At 40.8% G+C, this 15757-nt stretch carries 19 protein-coding genes; 14 read left to right on the top strand and 5 right to left on the bottom strand.

Annotation, left to right across the window (positions count from 1 at the left end; all coding sequences use genetic code 11):
- Both DS2_RS06975 and DS2_RS06980 read right to left on the bottom strand, forming a co-directional pair.
- On the bottom strand, positions 1-1188 hold the full coding sequence (locus DS2_RS06975; RefSeq protein WP_035013963.1) for an ABC transporter permease: 1188 nt from the start codon (positions 1186-1188) through the stop codon (positions 1-3).
- 2 nt (positions 1189-1190) lie between these two features.
- Positions 1191-1937, bottom strand: coding sequence for an ABC transporter ATP-binding protein (locus DS2_RS06980; protein ID WP_235188554.1), 747 nt, complete (start codon positions 1935-1937; stop codon positions 1191-1193).
- On the opposite strand from DS2_RS06980, the gene DS2_RS06985 reads away from it, so the two are divergent.
- The gene (locus DS2_RS06985; RefSeq protein WP_051479697.1) at positions 1936-2562 is read left to right on the top strand and encodes a DUF3299 domain-containing protein; all 627 of its coding nucleotides are present in this window, start codon (positions 1936-1938) and stop codon (positions 2560-2562) included. The two genes, DS2_RS06980 and DS2_RS06985, sit on opposite strands and share 2 nt — an antisense overlap.
- A 28-nt stretch (positions 2563-2590) precedes the next feature.
- On the opposite strand, the gene DS2_RS19735 is transcribed toward DS2_RS06985, so the two are convergent.
- Entirely contained in the window at positions 2591-3199 is a 609-nt protein-coding gene (locus DS2_RS19735; RefSeq protein ID WP_200870123.1) for a ZrgA family zinc uptake protein, read from the bottom strand.
- 78 nt (positions 3200-3277) lie between these two features.
- Positions 3278-3946 carry a DUF1826 domain-containing protein gene (locus tag DS2_RS06995; protein ID WP_035013964.1) on the bottom strand — a complete coding sequence of 223 codons (669 nt, stop codon included), beginning with the start codon at positions 3944-3946 and terminating at the stop codon, positions 3278-3280.
- Positions 3947-4174: 228 nt separating this feature from the next.
- On the opposite strand from DS2_RS06995, the gene DS2_RS07000 reads away from it, so the two are divergent.
- The 11 genes from DS2_RS07000 (at position 4175) to DS2_RS07050 (ending at position 13121) form a co-directional block, all read left to right on the top strand.
- Positions 4175-4564 carry a hypothetical protein gene (locus DS2_RS07000; RefSeq protein ID WP_035013965.1) on the top strand — a complete coding sequence of 130 codons (390 nt, stop codon included), beginning with the start codon at positions 4175-4177 and terminating at the stop codon, positions 4562-4564.
- A 205-nt stretch (positions 4565-4769) separates the two neighbouring features.
- Positions 4770-6026, top strand: coding sequence for a serine hydroxymethyltransferase (gene glyA, locus DS2_RS07005; RefSeq protein WP_035013966.1), 1257 nt, complete (start codon positions 4770-4772; stop codon positions 6024-6026).
- An 89-nt stretch (positions 6027-6115) separates the two neighbouring features.
- Positions 6116-6577: a transcriptional regulator NrdR gene (nrdR, locus tag DS2_RS07010; RefSeq protein ID WP_035013967.1), complete on the top strand. Its 462-nt coding sequence runs from the start codon at positions 6116-6118 to the stop codon at positions 6575-6577.
- 27 nt (positions 6578-6604) lie between these two features.
- Entirely contained in the window at positions 6605-7729 is a 1125-nt protein-coding gene (gene ribD / locus DS2_RS07015; protein WP_081754213.1) for a bifunctional diaminohydroxyphosphoribosylaminopyrimidine deaminase/5-amino-6-(5-phosphoribosylamino)uracil reductase RibD, read from the top strand.
- A gap of 3 nt (positions 7730-7732) precedes the next feature.
- Positions 7733-8386 (top strand): riboflavin synthase, encoded by a 654-nt coding sequence (locus DS2_RS07020; RefSeq protein WP_035013968.1) that lies wholly within the window; start codon positions 7733-7735, stop codon positions 8384-8386.
- Between the two features lie 9 nt (positions 8387-8395).
- The gene (gene ribBA / locus DS2_RS07025; protein ID WP_035013969.1) at positions 8396-9508 is read left to right on the top strand and encodes a bifunctional 3,4-dihydroxy-2-butanone-4-phosphate synthase/GTP cyclohydrolase II; all 1113 of its coding nucleotides are present in this window, start codon (positions 8396-8398) and stop codon (positions 9506-9508) included.
- An 86-nt stretch (positions 9509-9594) separates the two neighbouring features.
- A complete protein-coding gene (ribE, locus tag DS2_RS07030; RefSeq protein ID WP_035013970.1) occupies positions 9595-10059 on the top strand; it encodes a 6,7-dimethyl-8-ribityllumazine synthase in 465 nt (154 codons plus the stop codon).
- Between the two features lie 10 nt (positions 10060-10069).
- Positions 10070-10489, top strand: coding sequence for a transcription antitermination factor NusB (nusB, locus tag DS2_RS07035; protein WP_035013971.1), 420 nt, complete (start codon positions 10070-10072; stop codon positions 10487-10489).
- Positions 10490-10492: 3 nt separating this feature from the next.
- Complete coding sequence (thiL, locus tag DS2_RS07040) at positions 10493-11482, top strand: thiamine-phosphate kinase (RefSeq protein WP_035013972.1); 990 nt, start codon at positions 10493-10495, stop codon at positions 11480-11482.
- On the top strand, positions 11475-11987 hold the full coding sequence (locus DS2_RS07045) for a phosphatidylglycerophosphatase A (RefSeq protein WP_152537557.1): 513 nt from the start codon (positions 11475-11477) through the stop codon (positions 11985-11987). Before thiL ends, DS2_RS07045 begins: the two co-directional genes overlap by 8 nt.
- A gap of 297 nt (positions 11988-12284) precedes the next feature.
- Positions 12285-13121, top strand: coding sequence for a 2OG-Fe(II) oxygenase family protein (locus DS2_RS07050; RefSeq protein ID WP_035013974.1), 837 nt, complete (start codon positions 12285-12287; stop codon positions 13119-13121).
- A 63-nt stretch (positions 13122-13184) separates the two neighbouring features.
- On the opposite strand, the gene DS2_RS07055 is transcribed toward DS2_RS07050, so the two are convergent.
- Positions 13185-13943 (bottom strand): outer membrane protein assembly factor BamD, encoded by a 759-nt coding sequence (locus DS2_RS07055; RefSeq protein WP_051479699.1) that lies wholly within the window; start codon positions 13941-13943, stop codon positions 13185-13187.
- 120 nt (positions 13944-14063) lie between these two features.
- On the opposite strand from DS2_RS07055, the gene rluD reads away from it, so the two are divergent.
- Positions 14064-15038, top strand: a complete 975-nt coding sequence (gene rluD / locus DS2_RS07060; RefSeq protein WP_035013975.1) for a 23S rRNA pseudouridine(1911/1915/1917) synthase RluD — start codon at positions 14064-14066, stop codon at positions 15036-15038.
- On the top strand, positions 15031-15757 hold a 727-nt coding region (gene pgeF / locus DS2_RS07065; RefSeq protein WP_035013976.1), incomplete at its 3' end, for a peptidoglycan editing factor PgeF. The genes rluD and pgeF, both read left to right, overlap by 8 nt.

Consider the following 15757-nt stretch of genomic DNA (forward strand, 5'->3'; position numbering starts at 1 on the left):
TTAAAGCCTTCTATACGCAACAATTGCCGCTGGGATTGAACAAACCGCGGCAACTACAAATACTTGCGCTAGTGTGGTGACGCTGGTTGCACTCAAAATTAGCCAATCAGTTTGTACTGCATATTGAGATGCCAAATGTTCTTGGCCAATGAGTATGGCAATACTGAGTATGACCACTGCAATTAATATACTTACGGCTGTAATTAACAAAGCTTCTAATTCGATAAAGCAAAATATAAAGATGGGCGTCGCACCTAACATGCGCAGTAATTGTACTTCTTGCGTGCGTTCTTTAATGGATGCCATCAACATCGCGCCTAAGCCAATTGCTGCTGAAACAAATACCAAACTAGATATCACAGTTAATGTACCTTCAATCATAGACAAAGATTGCCAAAGTTCGGCTAGCGCAACGCCAGGTAGAATCGCGGTTAAAGGTTCGTTCGGATCGGTATTTATTGCTCGCTGAAATCTGAATATTTTTGTTTTTGAATCCAGACCAATCATCATGGCTGTAATTGATTTAGGTGTGAGTGTACCAGGCATACTTTGTGGTGTTGCGTGTATTGCCTCTAAACCGGCTAAGCTAACGTGTAGACTCTGATCTACAGGGGTCCCGGTTGGTTGTAATATGCCGCTAACAACAAATGGATTTTTGTCGTGATTTACAAAGCTCGTTGAACCAATACCATGTGAAAGTGTAATTTGATCGCCAAGTTTGTAGTTAAGCAATTGCGCGACTTTATGGCCAATCACAACATCAAACGTGCCTTGAAAATTTTGTCCTTGAGCAAAAGCTAATTGCTGAGTATCACCAAACTTAAAATATTTGAAGTAGTCATTTGTCGTACCGACAACACGATAGCTTTTGTGAGAGTCTCCTAAGGAGATTGGAATTGACCACCTTACATCAGGATGTTGGCGGATGTTTTTGTAGCTTTGCCAACTGATATTGCTAGTTGGCGAGCCAATCCGAAATACTGAATAAAGAAGTAAGTTTAGCTGGCTGGTCCGAGTGCCAATAATTAAATCAATACCCGATACACTGCTCGCAAAGCTGTGTTTGGTTTGTTGACGAATGTGTTCAACCCCCAATAACACGGTAAGGCTGATAGCCATTGCGAATATAGTCAATAGCACTGAATTTTTGCGGAAGCGCAAGCTTTTATGTGCAAGTTTCAAAAACACGATTACGCTCCTTTGGGACGGTTGATTTGAGGTAAACTATGGCTATGGTCGAACATATTTTGCAGGCTCATATCGTGGCTAACAAACAATAAGCTGGTGTTGCATTCTTGACATAAAGTCTGCAACATCGACAAGAAATTGGCTTTTGCGTCTTCATCGATAGAAGAGGTCGGCTCATCAGCAATCAGCAAATTCGGTTTATTAATAAATGCTCGAGCGATACTAATGCGTTGTTGCTGGCCAACACTTAATTGACCAACTGGCCGGCTCCAGTCCGTTGTCGGAATTTGTAATGTGTGTAGTAAATCGTCAATGTTGGCGTCTAATGTTTTGCTGTGTGAACGAGAGAAGTAATGTGCCAACTTTATGTTATCAATAGCGTTTAAATATGGGATTAGATTAAACTTTTGGAAAATGTACCCAATGTTGTGAGCTCTAAATTTATCTCTTTGTTTGCGGTTCATTTTGTGCAAGGGTTCGTTAAGGACATAAACTTCACCACCAGTAGGTGCTGAAATGCCTGTTAACAGGTTGAGCAGGGTCGTTTTACCGCTACCGGAAGGGCCATGCAAAAAATGTTTTAAACCTTGTTGTATTTGCCAGGTATCAATATTGATCACGGTTTTATTTGGCGCTGCTGGGTAAGCAAATTGTGTGTTATTGAGCTGAATAAGCATGCGATACAATTTTATATTGATTACTTTGTGATAATATAACATAACCGTGTATTGCTGGAAATTTTTAATCATGTTTCGAATTTTAATGATGTTCTGCGGATTGTGTCTTATTGGTTGTGAGCAAGCGCCGCAACAGACTGCAGATCCAACACCATTAGCAACACCAAATATAAAAGCAGCTGAAAAGCAAACAAATGAAGTTGAGTACAAAACGATTGATTGGCCTGATTTAATTCCGCCACAGCAACTAGAATTAATTGAAAATCCGCCAAATTATTTGGTCGATTTACCTGACGGTTTGAGTGAACAAGAGCTGTTGGCTACCATAGAACAGGCGAGAAAGGAAAATGAAGATGAAATTATTGCTTATGAAAAGGCATTAATGTCGTCGGATATTATTGCTGAAATGGATGGCCAAAAGATTCGTATTGCAGGGTTTGTAGTACCGGTGAATTACGACAACGAGCAAAAGATTAAGAGCTTTTTCCTAGTACCGTATTTCGGTGCATGCATTCATATGCCTCCTCCGCCACCCAATCAAACAATTTATGTTGAGACTGAAACAAGTATTGAAGTTGAGTATTTATATGATCCCGTTTGGATTTCTGGAACGTTATCGACAGATTTGTTTGAAGATGAAATTGCAACGTCCGCTTATGTGGTGCAGATGAGTCATCACGAGTTGTATTACGATTAAGTTTGGCTGCGCAATGCAGCCATATCGCTTAATTGAGTTTGATTGAGTTGTCATTTTTGCTTAACATTTGAGCGTTCTGCCCATTCGGTCCAATCCAGATGGCCTGAACTTTTTCTAACGCTGGAAACTGTTCAAACAATTTAATCTGGATTGCCGATATTTCGGTTATATCGTCGCACAAAAATTGATAATTGGCGGTTATTTCTATATGAGTGTCTGAACGCTCGTGCCCGTCATGTTCATGTTCATGTTCATGTTTATCATGCTTGTGTTCATGTTCATCATGCTCGTGTGTATGTTTATCATGCTCGTGTGCATGTTTATCATGCTCGTGTTCATGTTCATCATGACCGTGTTCTTCTGGCAAAAGTGCAGTTACGTCAACTTCAATCTCAACCGCATTACATTTATTGCCAGTAAATTCGACAATCTTGTTTACCGTGTTTAAATATCTATCAACCGTTTGGACGGCTTGTTTTTGTTGTTGTGTTTGTGCTTTATGCTCAAAGCCAACAAGAGTATCTGCGGGTGAATGCAATTGCATGTGTAATTCTTTGCCTTCCATTACTATAGAGATTTCTGCAACACCATGGATATGGGCATCGTACTGCGTTGCCATTACAGATGTCACTGGCATTAGTGTACAGCCGATAAAGTGGGCGGCTATTCTTTTGAAATTTTTTTGAATTCTAGTTTGCATGGTCAATAACACTTGTTAGTCGATAAAATCTAGCGTGAGTAATAAACGACACTCATTTGTTCTTACTGTTGGCGAGCGGTGGACTAATCCTGCGCCTTCGTTGCCTTGCCACCCATCGCCTTTTAACAGAGCGACATCACCGACATCAAGTTGTTGAATGTCGCTATGGTGTCGGTAAATACCCGATTGTTCGTCTGTTAATCCGTGGCTACCAGCACCTAATTTAGCACGGTTTACCTTGCTGTGTTCTAACCATTCAGTCGCATGGCCTGAAAATGTACTGACTAAACGGCAAGGAATGTGATCAACATGAAATTTGGGGCACATGGCCTTAGTTAATAAATTTAATCGCATGCCGGCTCGTGGTAAATCGAATAAAGTGCAAAACATTTCGACAACTGTCGCCAAGTGCTGAGTAAACTGAGGTGTTTGCCCAAAAATATCTGAATGATTAATTAGCTGCTCTTTTATACTGTCTGGTGTTACCGATGAAACAAGGTTGAGGCGGCTCAATTTTTGTATAACTGCGATTTCTTCGGTTATTTTAGCTTCAAGTTTGTGCTTCCAGATAGCAATATTGGTATTTGGGTCGTAAATGTCTGCGAGTATCGACGGGTCTTGTGATTTTGCGCTGAGTATTTTACTGATGGAAGGGTAATTGTATGCTATCGCAGAGTTGGTCATGTCATTACCTCACTAAATATTTAATAAATGTTATGTTATAACATTTATTTTTCTATTGGTAGTGTATATCACAACTTTCCGACTGCAAGTTTGCAACGCACTAGCCGATATGTCGGCAGGTAAATATCGGAATAAACTTGGTGTTTTTGTGTTCTATATAAGCTAAAACTTGTGTTCCTTTGTTCGCAACTTTATCATGCTCGGCTTTTGCATTATAAGTTGAGCATTATGAATAAAAAATCTGTTGAATTAACGCCTTTCCAGCAATTGACCATAGATGTCCAGCAGGGCAAAGTGGAAGAAAGTATTTTTATTGCTGAGTTTCTAAATACTAAATTTCATATTGCGATTCACAAGAAATTTGATGAAAAAAAGCCAACTTTTGATTATCTAGTTTATCAATCAAAACAAACAGAAAATGCCTTCACAGTGGTTATTTCTGAAGATGAGTCGTATATCAAAAACATGGGAGCATCAGACATTTTGTTTGTTAAAGGGGGTGATATCATCAAGTCGTTACATCCAAATTTAGAGATCACCATTGCATTTAATGGTGGTGGTATTGGCATGACGGTTGATAAGGTGAATTTTTTAAAACAAAACGTCCAATTTAAATAGACGATTCTTCAACAGTTAATACTCTATCCTCGCCCACGTATATCTTAAGCCAGTAAGTGTAAAATGAATATCTTCATTCGACTGATTGAGAAAATTTCATCTTAAAGTTGTAAGAAAAAGCTTGATCAAACAGTAGGCATTATTCGTAGTTCATACTACAATACGCGACTTTAATACTTTACTGTGCTTTTTAACAGGAGAAACCATGTTAACTCGTGACATGAATATTGCTGATTTTGATCCAGATTTATGGCAAGCCATTCAAGAAGAAACGGTTCGTCAAGAAGAACACATTGAGCTTATCGCCTCTGAAAACTACGCAAGCCCACGCGTTTTAGAAGCTCAAGGCTCTCAATTAACCAACAAATATGCTGAAGGTTACCCAGGCAAACGTTACTACGGTGGCTGTGAGCATGTAGATGTTGTTGAGCAATTAGCAATTGATCGTGCAAAAGAGTTATTTGGTGCTGATTACGCCAACGTACAACCTCACTCAGGTTCACAAGCAAACGGCGCAGTTTTCCAAGCTTTATTACAACCAGGCGATACAGTTTTAGGTATGAGCCTAGCGCACGGTGGTCACTTAACTCATGGTGCACACGTAAACTTTTCTGGTAAGCACTACAATGCAATCCAATATGGATTAAACCCAGAAACTGGCGAAATTGATTACGCACAAGTCGAAGCTTTAGCGTTAGAGCACAAACCAAAAATGATTATTGGTGGTTTCTCAGCTTACGCATTAGTTGTTGATTGGGCTAAATTACGCGAAATCGCGGATAAAGTAGGTGCTTACCTTTTAGTGGATATGGCACACGTTGCAGGTTTAATTGCAGCAGGTGTTTATCCTTCACCTATGCAATATGCTGATGTAGTAACGACAACTACCCACAAAACTTTAGCTGGCCCTCGTGGTGGTTTAATCTTATCTGCTAAGAAAGATGAAGACTTATACAAAAAGCTAAACAGTGCTGTCTTCCCTGGTGGCCAAGGTGGTCCTTTATGTCACGTTATCGCGGCTAAAGCGGTTGCTTTTAAAGAAGCAATGCAGCCTGAGTTTAAAGCTTATCAACAACAAGTTGTTAAGAATGCACAAGCTATGGTTGAAGTATTAAACCAACGTGGCTACAAAGTTGTTTCTGGTAAAACTGAAAACCACTTATTCTTAGTTGATTTAATCGACAAAGACATTACTGGTAAAGATGCTGACGCTGCATTAGGCCGCGCAAACATCACAGTAAATAAAAACTCTGTACCAAACGATCCACGTTCACCATTTGTAACTTCTGGTTTACGTATAGGTACACCTTCTATTACTCGCCGTGGTTTTAAAGAAGCCGAAGCTAAAGAGTTGGCAGGTTGGATTTGTGATGTGTTAGATAACATCAACGACGAATCAGCTATTGAAGCAGTTAAAGAGAAAGTTAAAGGTATTTGTCAAAAATTACCTGTATATGCATAAAATATATACACTTTCTGAATGAACAACGGGCCGCTTTAAGCGGCCTGCTTGCATTTATACCCCGGTAATTTGGGTATAGAGGTAAACAAATGTACTGTCCATTTTGCGCGGCACAAGACACTAAAGTGATTGATAGCCGTTTGGTTGCTGAAGGCCATCAAATTCGACGTCGACGTCAATGTTTTGAATGCCAAGAAAGATTCACAACATTTGAAACGGCTGAGTTAGTAATGCCACGCATTATTAAAAATGATGGAAACCGACAACCATTTGATGAAGAAAAGTTACGCGCAGGTTTAATGCGGGCATTAGAGAAACGCCCCGTCAGTGCAGAGCATATAGAAACACTGATTACGCAGCTTAAATCAGCCTTGAGAGCGACTGGTGAGCGTGAGGTTGAAAGCAAATTAATTGGCAATATTCTGATGGAAAAGCTTAAAGATATTGACCAAGTAGCTTATGTGCGCTTTGCATCTGTATACCGTAGTTTCCAAGATATTAAAGAATTTGGTGAAGCAATTGCCGGTTTAGATGATAAATCAGCAAAATAATCTAAGCTAATAGATCAAGTAAATAAAATGCAGGTTGCAACTGATATGTCGGCGCTTTATAAGCAAGACTTCGAATATATGGCTAGAGCAATCCATCTAGCTGAAAAAGGTTTGTATACAACAAGCCCGAATCCTAGAGTTGGATGTGTAATTGTCAAAGATCAACAAGTCGTGGGAGAGGGCTATCACATTCGAGCTGGCGAAGCCCATGCTGAAGTGAATGCACTTAAACAGGCTGGTGAACAAGCGCAAGGTGCGACCGCTTACGTAACACTTGAACCATGTAGCCATTTTGGCCGTACACCACCTTGTGCTCAAGCGTTAATCAAAGCTGGTATCTTAAAAGTGGTTGTTGGGATGACAGATCCCAACCCGCAGGTAAGTGGCCGTGGCATTGAAATGCTGCGTGATGCTGGTATCCAAGTTATTGAGCCTTGTTTAGAGCAAGATTGCAAAAACTTAAACCCTGGTTTTATTAAACGTATGACGGAAAATATGCCGTATGTACGTTTAAAATTAGCGTCTAGTTTAGATGGCCGTACGGCAATGGATTCAGGTGAGAGTAAATGGATTACCAGTGCAGACGCAAGGCGAGATGTACAAAGTTATCGGGCGCGCAGTTGCGCTATTTTATCTGGCTCGGGCACAGTGTTGGCTGATAACCCAAGTTTAAATGTTCGCGAATCTGATCTAAATTTTGATTACCTGCACACACCTATTCGCCAACCGGTTAAATGTATTATCGACAATCAGCTTAAAATTACCCCTGATTTAAACTTGTTTGAGCACAATGCACAGGTTTATTTACTCTCAAATAAGAAGAGAGAACAGGAGTTGCCCATTAACTGTCAAGCCATTCAACTGAGCAAACAGAGCGCAAAAGTAGATTTACACCAGGTGATGGCTGAATTGGCCAATAGACAAATCAATGAGATTTGGGTTGAAGCAGGCGCTAAATTAGCCGGTGCTCTGATAAAAGAAAACTTGGTTGATGAGTTGATTATTTACCAAGCTCCCATATTAATGGGGGAGAATACTTTTGGGTTAGTCAATATTCCTGAGCTAACTGAGTTGAAGCAAGCTGTGAGATGGCAGTATCAGAGCCAAACCCGAGTAGGGCAAGATTTAAAATTAGTATTGAAGGCAATATAACGCATGTTTACAGGTATCGTCGAAACTGTTGGAACGATTAAAGCAGTAAATCAAAAAGCTGGTGATTTTGAAATTGTTATCGAAAGTCAATTAGAGTTATCAGACGTTCAGCTCGGTGACAGCATTGCTGTAAGTGGCGTTTGTTTAACCGTTACAAAACTCCAAGGCCAAAGCTTTTTTGCTGATGTGTCGGCGGAAACAATTAAACGGACTAAAATTGGTCAATTGCCAATTGGAGGTCAAGTAAACTTGGAAAAAGCCTGTACGCCTGATACGCGTTTGGGTGGACATATAGTAAGCGGCCATGTTGATGGTGTAGCGCACGTAACTAGTATTTACAATAATGCAAATGCCATAGACTACTGGTTAGAAACGCCAGCAAACTTGTCCCATTATATTGCTGAAAAAGGCTCGGTCACGTTAGACGGCATCAGCTTAACTGTAAATGAAGTTGCTGGTAATCAATTTAGATTGACCATCATTCCTCATACAAGCGAGCGCACAGCAATAGGCAACTGGCAGATTGGTTCTGCAGTAAATTTGGAAGTCGACGTAATTGCTCGTTATTTAGAACGATTAATGCAAGGGCGTGCCGATGGTCAAGCAACGTCAGGCGTAACATTAGACTTGTTGCAAAAAAGTGGCATGATTAAATAAGGGTATTCAATGAAATTAAATAGCGCCGCAGAAATTATTGAAGACATTCGTCAAGGCAAAATTGTTATTTTGATGGATGACGAAGATAGAGAAAATGAAGGTGACTTAATTGTTGCTGCTGAACATTGCACCCCGGATGTTATCAATTTTATGGCGACCCATGGCCGTGGTTTGATATGTTTAACATTGACTAAAGAGCGTTGTGAGCAATTAGATTTACCGTTAATGGTAGATAGAAACAAAGCTCAATTTGGCACTAATTTTACCTTATCCATTGAAGCGGCAACTGGGGTGACTACAGGTATTTCTGCAGCTGACCGTTCGCGGACTGTTCGAGCCGCTGTTGCTCGTGACGCAAAGCCAGATGATATTGTCCAACCTGGGCATATTTTTCCAATTATGGCACAAGATGGTGGGGTATTGAATCGAGCTGGGCATACGGAAGCGGGTTGCGATTTAGCCCGGCTAGCAGGGCTAGAGCCTGCAGGAGTGATTGTCGAAATTTTAAATGAAGATGGCACGATGGCGCGCCGTCCTGAATTGGAAAAATTTGCCAAAAAGCATGATATTAAAATTGGCACAATTGCCGATTTAATTGAGTACCGCAACAATACAGAAACCACCATAGAAAAAATCGCCGAATGTAAATTACCGACAAAATACGGTGAATTCGACTTAGTCACTTTCCGTGATACGATTGACGGCCAAGTACATTTTGCATTAAAAAATACCCAAATCGATCACGAAACCCCTGTTTTAGTGCGTGTTCACGTCACCCATGTATTCGGTGATTTATTGCAGTCTGTTCGTGAGGAGTCACGTGGATGGGAATTAGGTTGTGCATTAGAGCGTATTTCTAAAGAAGGCGGTGTTTTGGTGTTGCTGGGTAAAAACGAAACGCCAGAAGAGTTAATTGCTAAAGTAAAAGCATTTGAAGCTGAAGACGCAGGTAAAAATGTTCGCAGAACCGCTAATTGGCGCGGGTCGTCTCGAACCGTAGGTGTTGGTTCACAGATTTTAGCTGCACTAAACGTAGGTAAAATGCGTTTATTGAGCTCTCAGAAGAAATATCATTCATTGGGTGGATTTGGACTAGAAGTAGTAGAGTATGTAGAGGAATAACTGGCTAATAGTTATCAACATATGATTATTTTTTTGGTAGAATCCACGCCAATTTCGTACTGTACAGATTTTATAAGGTTAATTACATGCAAGTTATTGAAGGTGCGTTTCCTGCAAAAGGTAAAAAGTTTGCGATCGTTGTATCTCGTTTTAACAGCTTTGTCGTTGAAAGTTTAGTTGAAGGCGCAATTGACACTTTGAAGCGTCATGGTCAAGTAAAAGACGAAGACATTACAATTGTTCGTTGTCCGGGTGCTTACGAGTTGCCATTGGTTGCTAAGAAAGTTGCAGAAAGTAAAAACTACGATGCAATTATCGCATTGGGTGCTGTTATTCGTGGTGGTACTCCGCACTTTGATTTCGTTGCAAATGAATGTAACAAAGGTTTGGCGCAAGTTTCTTTAGACTTTAGCTTGCCTGTTGCATTTGGTGTATTAACGACGGATTCAATTGAACAAACTATCGAGCGTGCTGGTACCAAAATGGGTAACAAAGGTGGCGAAGCTGCATTAAGCGCGTTGGAAATGGTTAACGTATTAGCTCAGCTATAGGAGTGGGGCATTGAAACCTTCTCATCGTCGTCGCTCACGTGAGCTTGCTACTCAGTCTATCTATTCTTGGCAAGCTTCAGGCAATAGGCCTGCAAATATCATTGAATCTACAATGGAAGAAGTAGATGTAAAGAGTTTTGATGTTAACTTTTATCGAAGCTTAGTAACTGGCACAGCTAATAACGCTAAAGACCTAGATATTGCTTTTCAAGATCACTTAGACAGACCTTTGGATGAGTTAGATATGGTTGAGCTTGCTATTTTGCGAGTCGCTACCTACGAGCTTGTTCATTGTGTTGACGTGCCTTATAAAGTCGTCATCAACGAAGCAATTGAAATTGCAAAAACTTTTGCTGCTGAAGATAGCCACAAATTTATTAATGGTGTTTTAGACAAAGCAGTTAAAAAGTTACGTCCATTCGGAAAATAATTTATGGCCGAATTTGAGCTGATTGCTCAACACTTTACCTTCGGTCATAAACCAGAGTCAGTCGTCTTAGATAAAGGAGACGACTGCGCTCTTATTAAACCCCTTACTTCGTCCGAAAAGCTGTTAGCAATTACCACAGATTCACTCGTTGCGGGTACTCATTTTTTAGCTGACATCCAGCCAAAAGCATTGGCTAGTCGGGCGTTAAACTCTAATTTAAGTGATTTGGCAGCCATGGGGGCAACTCCCAAATGGTATAGCCTTGCTTTAACTTTGCCAAAGAACATCGCCAACAACCAAGTTTGGTTAAGCGAATTTAGTCAACAACTTGCTGCGTTAAATGAGGAATACGGCTGCTATTTAATCGGTGGTGATACGACATCTGGCCCACTGGCTGTCACTATTAGCATTATTGGTGAAGTTGAACATAGCCAAGCTATGCTGCGAGAAAATGCTCAAGTAGGTGATTTGGTGTGTGTGACTGGTAGTTTGGGTGATGCAGTTGGTGGTTTGCAGTTTGTATTGAACTCAGATTTAACTGCGGTTCAACCAGCATACAAACAACATTTGTTAACTAGATTTAATCACCCTACACCTAGAGTGGCGTTTGGTTTAGCGGCCAAACAATTTGTGCGCTGCGCGATAGATGTCTCAGATGGTTTAGTCGCTGATTTATCGCATATTGTTAAAGCATCACAAGTATCAGCGGAAATTAAACTATCGCAGTTACCTTTGTCTGACGCGTTAGTCGGTCAGTTTGGTCAAATGCAAGCTATAGAATACGCGGCAACTGGTGGGGATGACTACGAGTTGTGTTTTACCATTAATCCAGCACATTTAATGGACATTAATAAAATCGCTGAGCAAACTGGTGTTGTAGTTACTGTGGTTGGAGAAATTACCCAATCTGAGCAAAATAACCACCAAGTATTCACTTTATTAGACGGTCAAACACAGCAATTAACACAATTGGGATATCAACATTTTGCTTAAACTCGCTCCTTATTGGCAAATTAAACCAGAATTAAAATCAATTAGTTGGCGCAATCCAATTCACTTTTTGGCTCTAGGATTTGGCACTGGCTTAGCGCCTATTGCCCCCGGTACTTTTGGTACAATAGCGGCTATTCCGGTTTATTTGTTGTTGGCATTGACTCCAAATTGGTTTTTTCTGGCCGCAATTGTGGTATTTGCGTTGGCTGGCTTTTATATTTGCGGCTACACAGCCAACAGTTTAAAAACCCATGATCACCCCGCGATTGTCTGGGATGAGGTAGTTGGTTATTTAATCACAGTGTTTGCAATGCCATTTAATTGGCAAACCGTCGTGGTTGGTTTTATTTTATTCAGGGTATTCGATATTTTAAAACCATGGCCGATTAAATGGTTTGATAAATATGTACATGGCGGTATCGGCATTATGTTGGATGATATAGTGGCGGGTTTATTTGCCTGGGCGTGTTTATTTGCTTTGTATCATTATGGATGGTTATTGTAGCGATTGTAGTTCCGAATTTAGCTATGGTCGTTAGGGATGATTTAATCGACATCAAGGCGCTTATTTTCGAGTTGTCTGCCTAGCAGCTAGGGCTAGAATTTTCGCAAAATCGCTTTTCTGGTTGTTACAGTTGGCTATGATTGCACGAAATTTAGCTGTGGTTGTTAAGGGATGATTTAGAGCAAAACCTCTTTTTCATGGATGAAAAAGCAGAGCGTACAAGGATGTATTTACAGCGTTTTTGCGAAAATTATCCCTTAATGACCATGGCGTAGAGGCTGAAATAGGTTGGGATTTATGTTAGAAGCAATTGATTATATAAGTGATAATGCCGCTCAAGAGTTTGCACATTCACTGAAAGAAATAGGTTTTGCAGTTTTAAAAAATCACCCTTTACAAAAAGCACAGGTCACCCATTTATATCAACAATGGCAAGGGTTTTATAACTCAGCTGCTAAGTTTGATTATGCTTTTAATAAAGATCGTCAAGATGGTTTTTTCTCCACTGAAAAAGCTGAAACCGCTAAAGGTGCTTCGGTTAAAGATATTAAAGAGTACTTCCATTTTTACCCTTGGGGTCAATGCCCTGAAAACCTCAAAGCAGACACGCTTAAATATTACCAACAAGCTAATCAACTTGCCTGTACCTTGTTATCTTGGGTTGAACAATACACGCCAGCACATATTACAGACAAGCTCAGTGAGCCGCTGTCTAATATGATAGTTGATTCAGATATGACTATGCTGCGAATATTGCATTATCCGCCGTTTGTCGGAAACGAGGCACAAGGGGCGATTCGAGCTGCCGCACATGAAGACATTAATTTACTGACTATATTACCCGCTGCGACACAATCGGGTTTGCAGGTACAAGATAAAAACGGCAACTGGTTAGATGTACCTGCAGAGTTTGGTTATTTAATTATTAATACTGGCGACATGCTACAAGAAGCTTGTGAATATTATTATCCTTCAACTACCCATAGAGTGGTGAATCCAACGGGCGAGGCAACTACAAAGTCACGAATTTCAATGCCATTGTTTTTGCACGCTCGGCCAGATGTGGTGTTGTCAGAGCGATATACTGCCGGTCGTTATTTAAAACAGCGGCTCAAGGAGTTGGGCGTAGAATAGGTTATCAATAAGAGTCAGATTTGGCTATACCAAATCTGACTCAGTTACAAGAATATATTGAGATTAGTTAACCAGCGGGTTGTTTGGATAGTTCAATTTCAACACTTGATAGGTATTGTCATAAAGTTCATCTAAATCAAGTTGACGGTAGCTTTCTAACATTATTTCTAATGCACCTTCTAGTTGTTGCGTATCACCTAGATTTTCCAATACATACTGTGCACGGTTCGCTGCTGCTACATAACTACCACGTTTCATATAGTACTGTGCAACGGCAAGTTCACTTTTTGCCATAAAATCTTTAATGAAAACCATTCGTTGGCGCGCATCATTTGCATATTTGCTATGCGGGTATTGATTGATAATGGTATTGAAATCGTTAAACGCTTCTCTGTGCTCAGTAATGTCGCGATCGAAACGCTCAAGTCCGATCATTTCTTGCAGAGCATTCTGTGCGGCTTTGATATTGGTTAAGCCACGCATATAGTAAACATAATCGATATCAGTATGTGTTGGATTAAGTTTTAAAAAACGATCGATTGATGCTAAAGCTTGCGCGGTATTATCCGTTTTATAGTAAGAATAAATTAAATCTAACTGAATTTGGTGCGAATACGGGCCAAAAGGGAAGCTTGCATCAAGGGCTGATAATATTTCTGCTGCTCTAACATAATTACCTTGAAGCAATAAATCTTTGGCTTCGTTGTATTGAGCTTCGACCGCAGACTGCTCTGCAACTACGATTTCATCTGGGGTGTTTGTACATCCAGCAAGTACGTTAAGTGCTATAGCACCCACAATTAGGCTTTGTTTCAAGTTCAACTTGAACTCCCTCTTATTTTAAATGATGAGATTATCTGTATAACGCGATACAATTTACTAATTCGCCCATTCTAACCTAGGGCAGGCCAAGTTGCACAGATTTATCATTCAGAGCGCGATATGACAGAAAAAATTACATTAACTGGTACGCTACCCCAAACCGCAATTGGTAGCCGTTTAGATCAAGCAATTTCAGAATTGTTCCCTGAATATTCAAGATCTCGATTAAAAGAGTGGTTACTCGCAGGACATATTTCGGTAGACGGTATTGTTGCCGTTAAACCTCGAGAGAAAGTTTTAGGTGGTGAGCTCATTGAAATTGAAGCTGAAATCCAACCTGAAGTTGAAGCTCCAGCCGAAGATATTGCGCTAGACATTGTTTACGAAGACGATGATATTTTAGTTATCAATAAACCAGCTAATTTAGTTGTGCATCCAGGTGCGGGCAACCCGAAAGGGACGATCCTAAATGCCTTGTTGCATCATTACCCTCAAATAGAGCAGGTGCCACGAGCAGGGATAGTGCATAGGCTAGACAAGGACACGACAGGTTTAATGGTTGTTGCCAAGAACTTGCCTGCGCAAACCTCGCTGGTTGCGCAGCTACAAGACAAAACTGTCACGCGAGAGTACGAAGCTATCGTAAATGGCACTATGACTGCTGGTGGTGTGGCAGATTATCCAATAGGTCGCCATCCGACCAAACGAACTATTCAAGCAGTTGTCCACGATGGAAAGCCTGCAGTTACACATTTTCGAGTGGCTGAAAAATATCGAGCCCATACTCGTTTACGACTGCGGTTAGAAACAGGACGGACGCACCAAATTCGTGTGCATATGTCTTATTTAAAACACCCGTTGGTGGGGGATTTCGCCTATGGAGGTAAAGTTCGGCCACCAAAAGGTGCGGCAGAAGGTTTATTAGACGCTTTACGCGGCTTCCGTAGACAAGCTTTACATGCTGCAATTTTGGAGTTGGAACACCCAGCAACAGGTGAGTGGATGCAATTTGAAGCGCCTGTACCTGAAGATATGACAACGATTGCTGCTATTTTACGTGAAGACACTAAATTAAACGGTTTGGATAATGACTAAAGCCAAACGTTGTTTTGTGCCAAATTGGCCAGCACCGAGCAAGGTGAAGGCCATGCAAACAACACGCTTAGATGGTCTAAGCACAGCACCATATACCAGTTTTAACCTAGCTATGCATGTAGCGGATGACGCTGCTGTGGTTGAACAAAATCGCCAATTATTGGCGATTGAGCATCCTATTGTTTGGCTTGAGCAAGTGCATGGTAACAATTGTATCGATTTATCTAAGTTAGATAATTTTGCTAGCGCGCCTGTGGCCGATGCGTCTATGACGCATAAATCTAAGCAAGTTTGCGTGGTAATGACGGCAGATTGTTTGCCTGTGTTATTGACCGACAAAAACGCTAACTTTGTCGCGGCTGTACACTGTGGTTGGCGCGGCTTACAGCAGCAGTTGTTAACTCAAGTGATTCAATCGGCCATGCGTAAACATTCACTCGAACCTAACGATATTTTAGTTTGGTTTGGTCCGGCAATTGGTCCTGATGCTTTTGAAGTTGGCGCTGAGGTTAAACAAGCGTTTGTGGAAGTGAGCGATGGCTACACACAGGCTTTTAAACCTTCATCTAATTCATGCAAATTTATCGCGGATATTTTTAAATTGGCCATTATCGAGTTGAATAAGCTGAATGTCACTGAAATTTATTCTGATTTTGAATGTACTGTCAGCAACAATGACAAATATTTTAGTTATCGTAAAGAGGGCGTGACCGGCCGGC

Origin of the sequence: Catenovulum agarivorans DS-2, assembly GCF_000568405.1 — a bacterium.
Lineage (GTDB): Bacteria > Pseudomonadota > Gammaproteobacteria > Enterobacterales > Alteromonadaceae > Catenovulum > Catenovulum agarivorans_A.

Excerpts from the sequence above, each read along its gene's own strand:
- ribD (WP_081754213.1), top strand. The coding sequence starts at position 6,605 with ATGCAGGTTGCAACTGATATGTCGGCGCTTTATAAGCAAGACTTCGAA.
- DS2_RS06995 (WP_035013964.1), bottom strand. The coding sequence starts at position 3,946 with ATGACCAACTCTGCGATAGCATACAATTACCCTTCCATCAGTAAAATA.
- DS2_RS06985 (WP_051479697.1), top strand. The coding sequence starts at position 1,936 with ATGTTTCGAATTTTAATGATGTTCTGCGGATTGTGTCTTATTGGTTGT.
- ribE (WP_035013970.1), top strand. The coding sequence starts at position 9,595 with ATGCAAGTTATTGAAGGTGCGTTTCCTGCAAAAGGTAAAAAGTTTGCG.
- nrdR (WP_035013967.1), top strand. The coding sequence starts at position 6,116 with ATGTACTGTCCATTTTGCGCGGCACAAGACACTAAAGTGATTGATAGC.
- DS2_RS06980 (WP_235188554.1), bottom strand. The coding sequence starts at position 1,937 with ATGATTAAAAATTTCCAGCAATACACGGTTATGTTATATTATCACAAA.
- DS2_RS07020 (WP_035013968.1), top strand. The coding sequence starts at position 7,733 with ATGTTTACAGGTATCGTCGAAACTGTTGGAACGATTAAAGCAGTAAAT.
- ribBA (WP_035013969.1), top strand. The coding sequence starts at position 8,396 with ATGAAATTAAATAGCGCCGCAGAAATTATTGAAGACATTCGTCAAGGC.
- glyA (WP_035013966.1), top strand. The coding sequence starts at position 4,770 with ATGTTAACTCGTGACATGAATATTGCTGATTTTGATCCAGATTTATGG.
- thiL (WP_035013972.1), top strand. The coding sequence starts at position 10,493 with ATGGCCGAATTTGAGCTGATTGCTCAACACTTTACCTTCGGTCATAAA.
- rluD (WP_035013975.1), top strand. The coding sequence starts at position 14,064 with ATGACAGAAAAAATTACATTAACTGGTACGCTACCCCAAACCGCAATT.
- DS2_RS07050 (WP_035013974.1), top strand. The coding sequence starts at position 12,285 with ATGTTAGAAGCAATTGATTATATAAGTGATAATGCCGCTCAAGAGTTT.
- DS2_RS19735 (WP_200870123.1), bottom strand. The coding sequence starts at position 3,199 with ATGCCAGTGACATCTGTAATGGCAACGCAGTACGATGCCCATATCCAT.
- DS2_RS07000 (WP_035013965.1), top strand. The coding sequence starts at position 4,175 with ATGAATAAAAAATCTGTTGAATTAACGCCTTTCCAGCAATTGACCATA.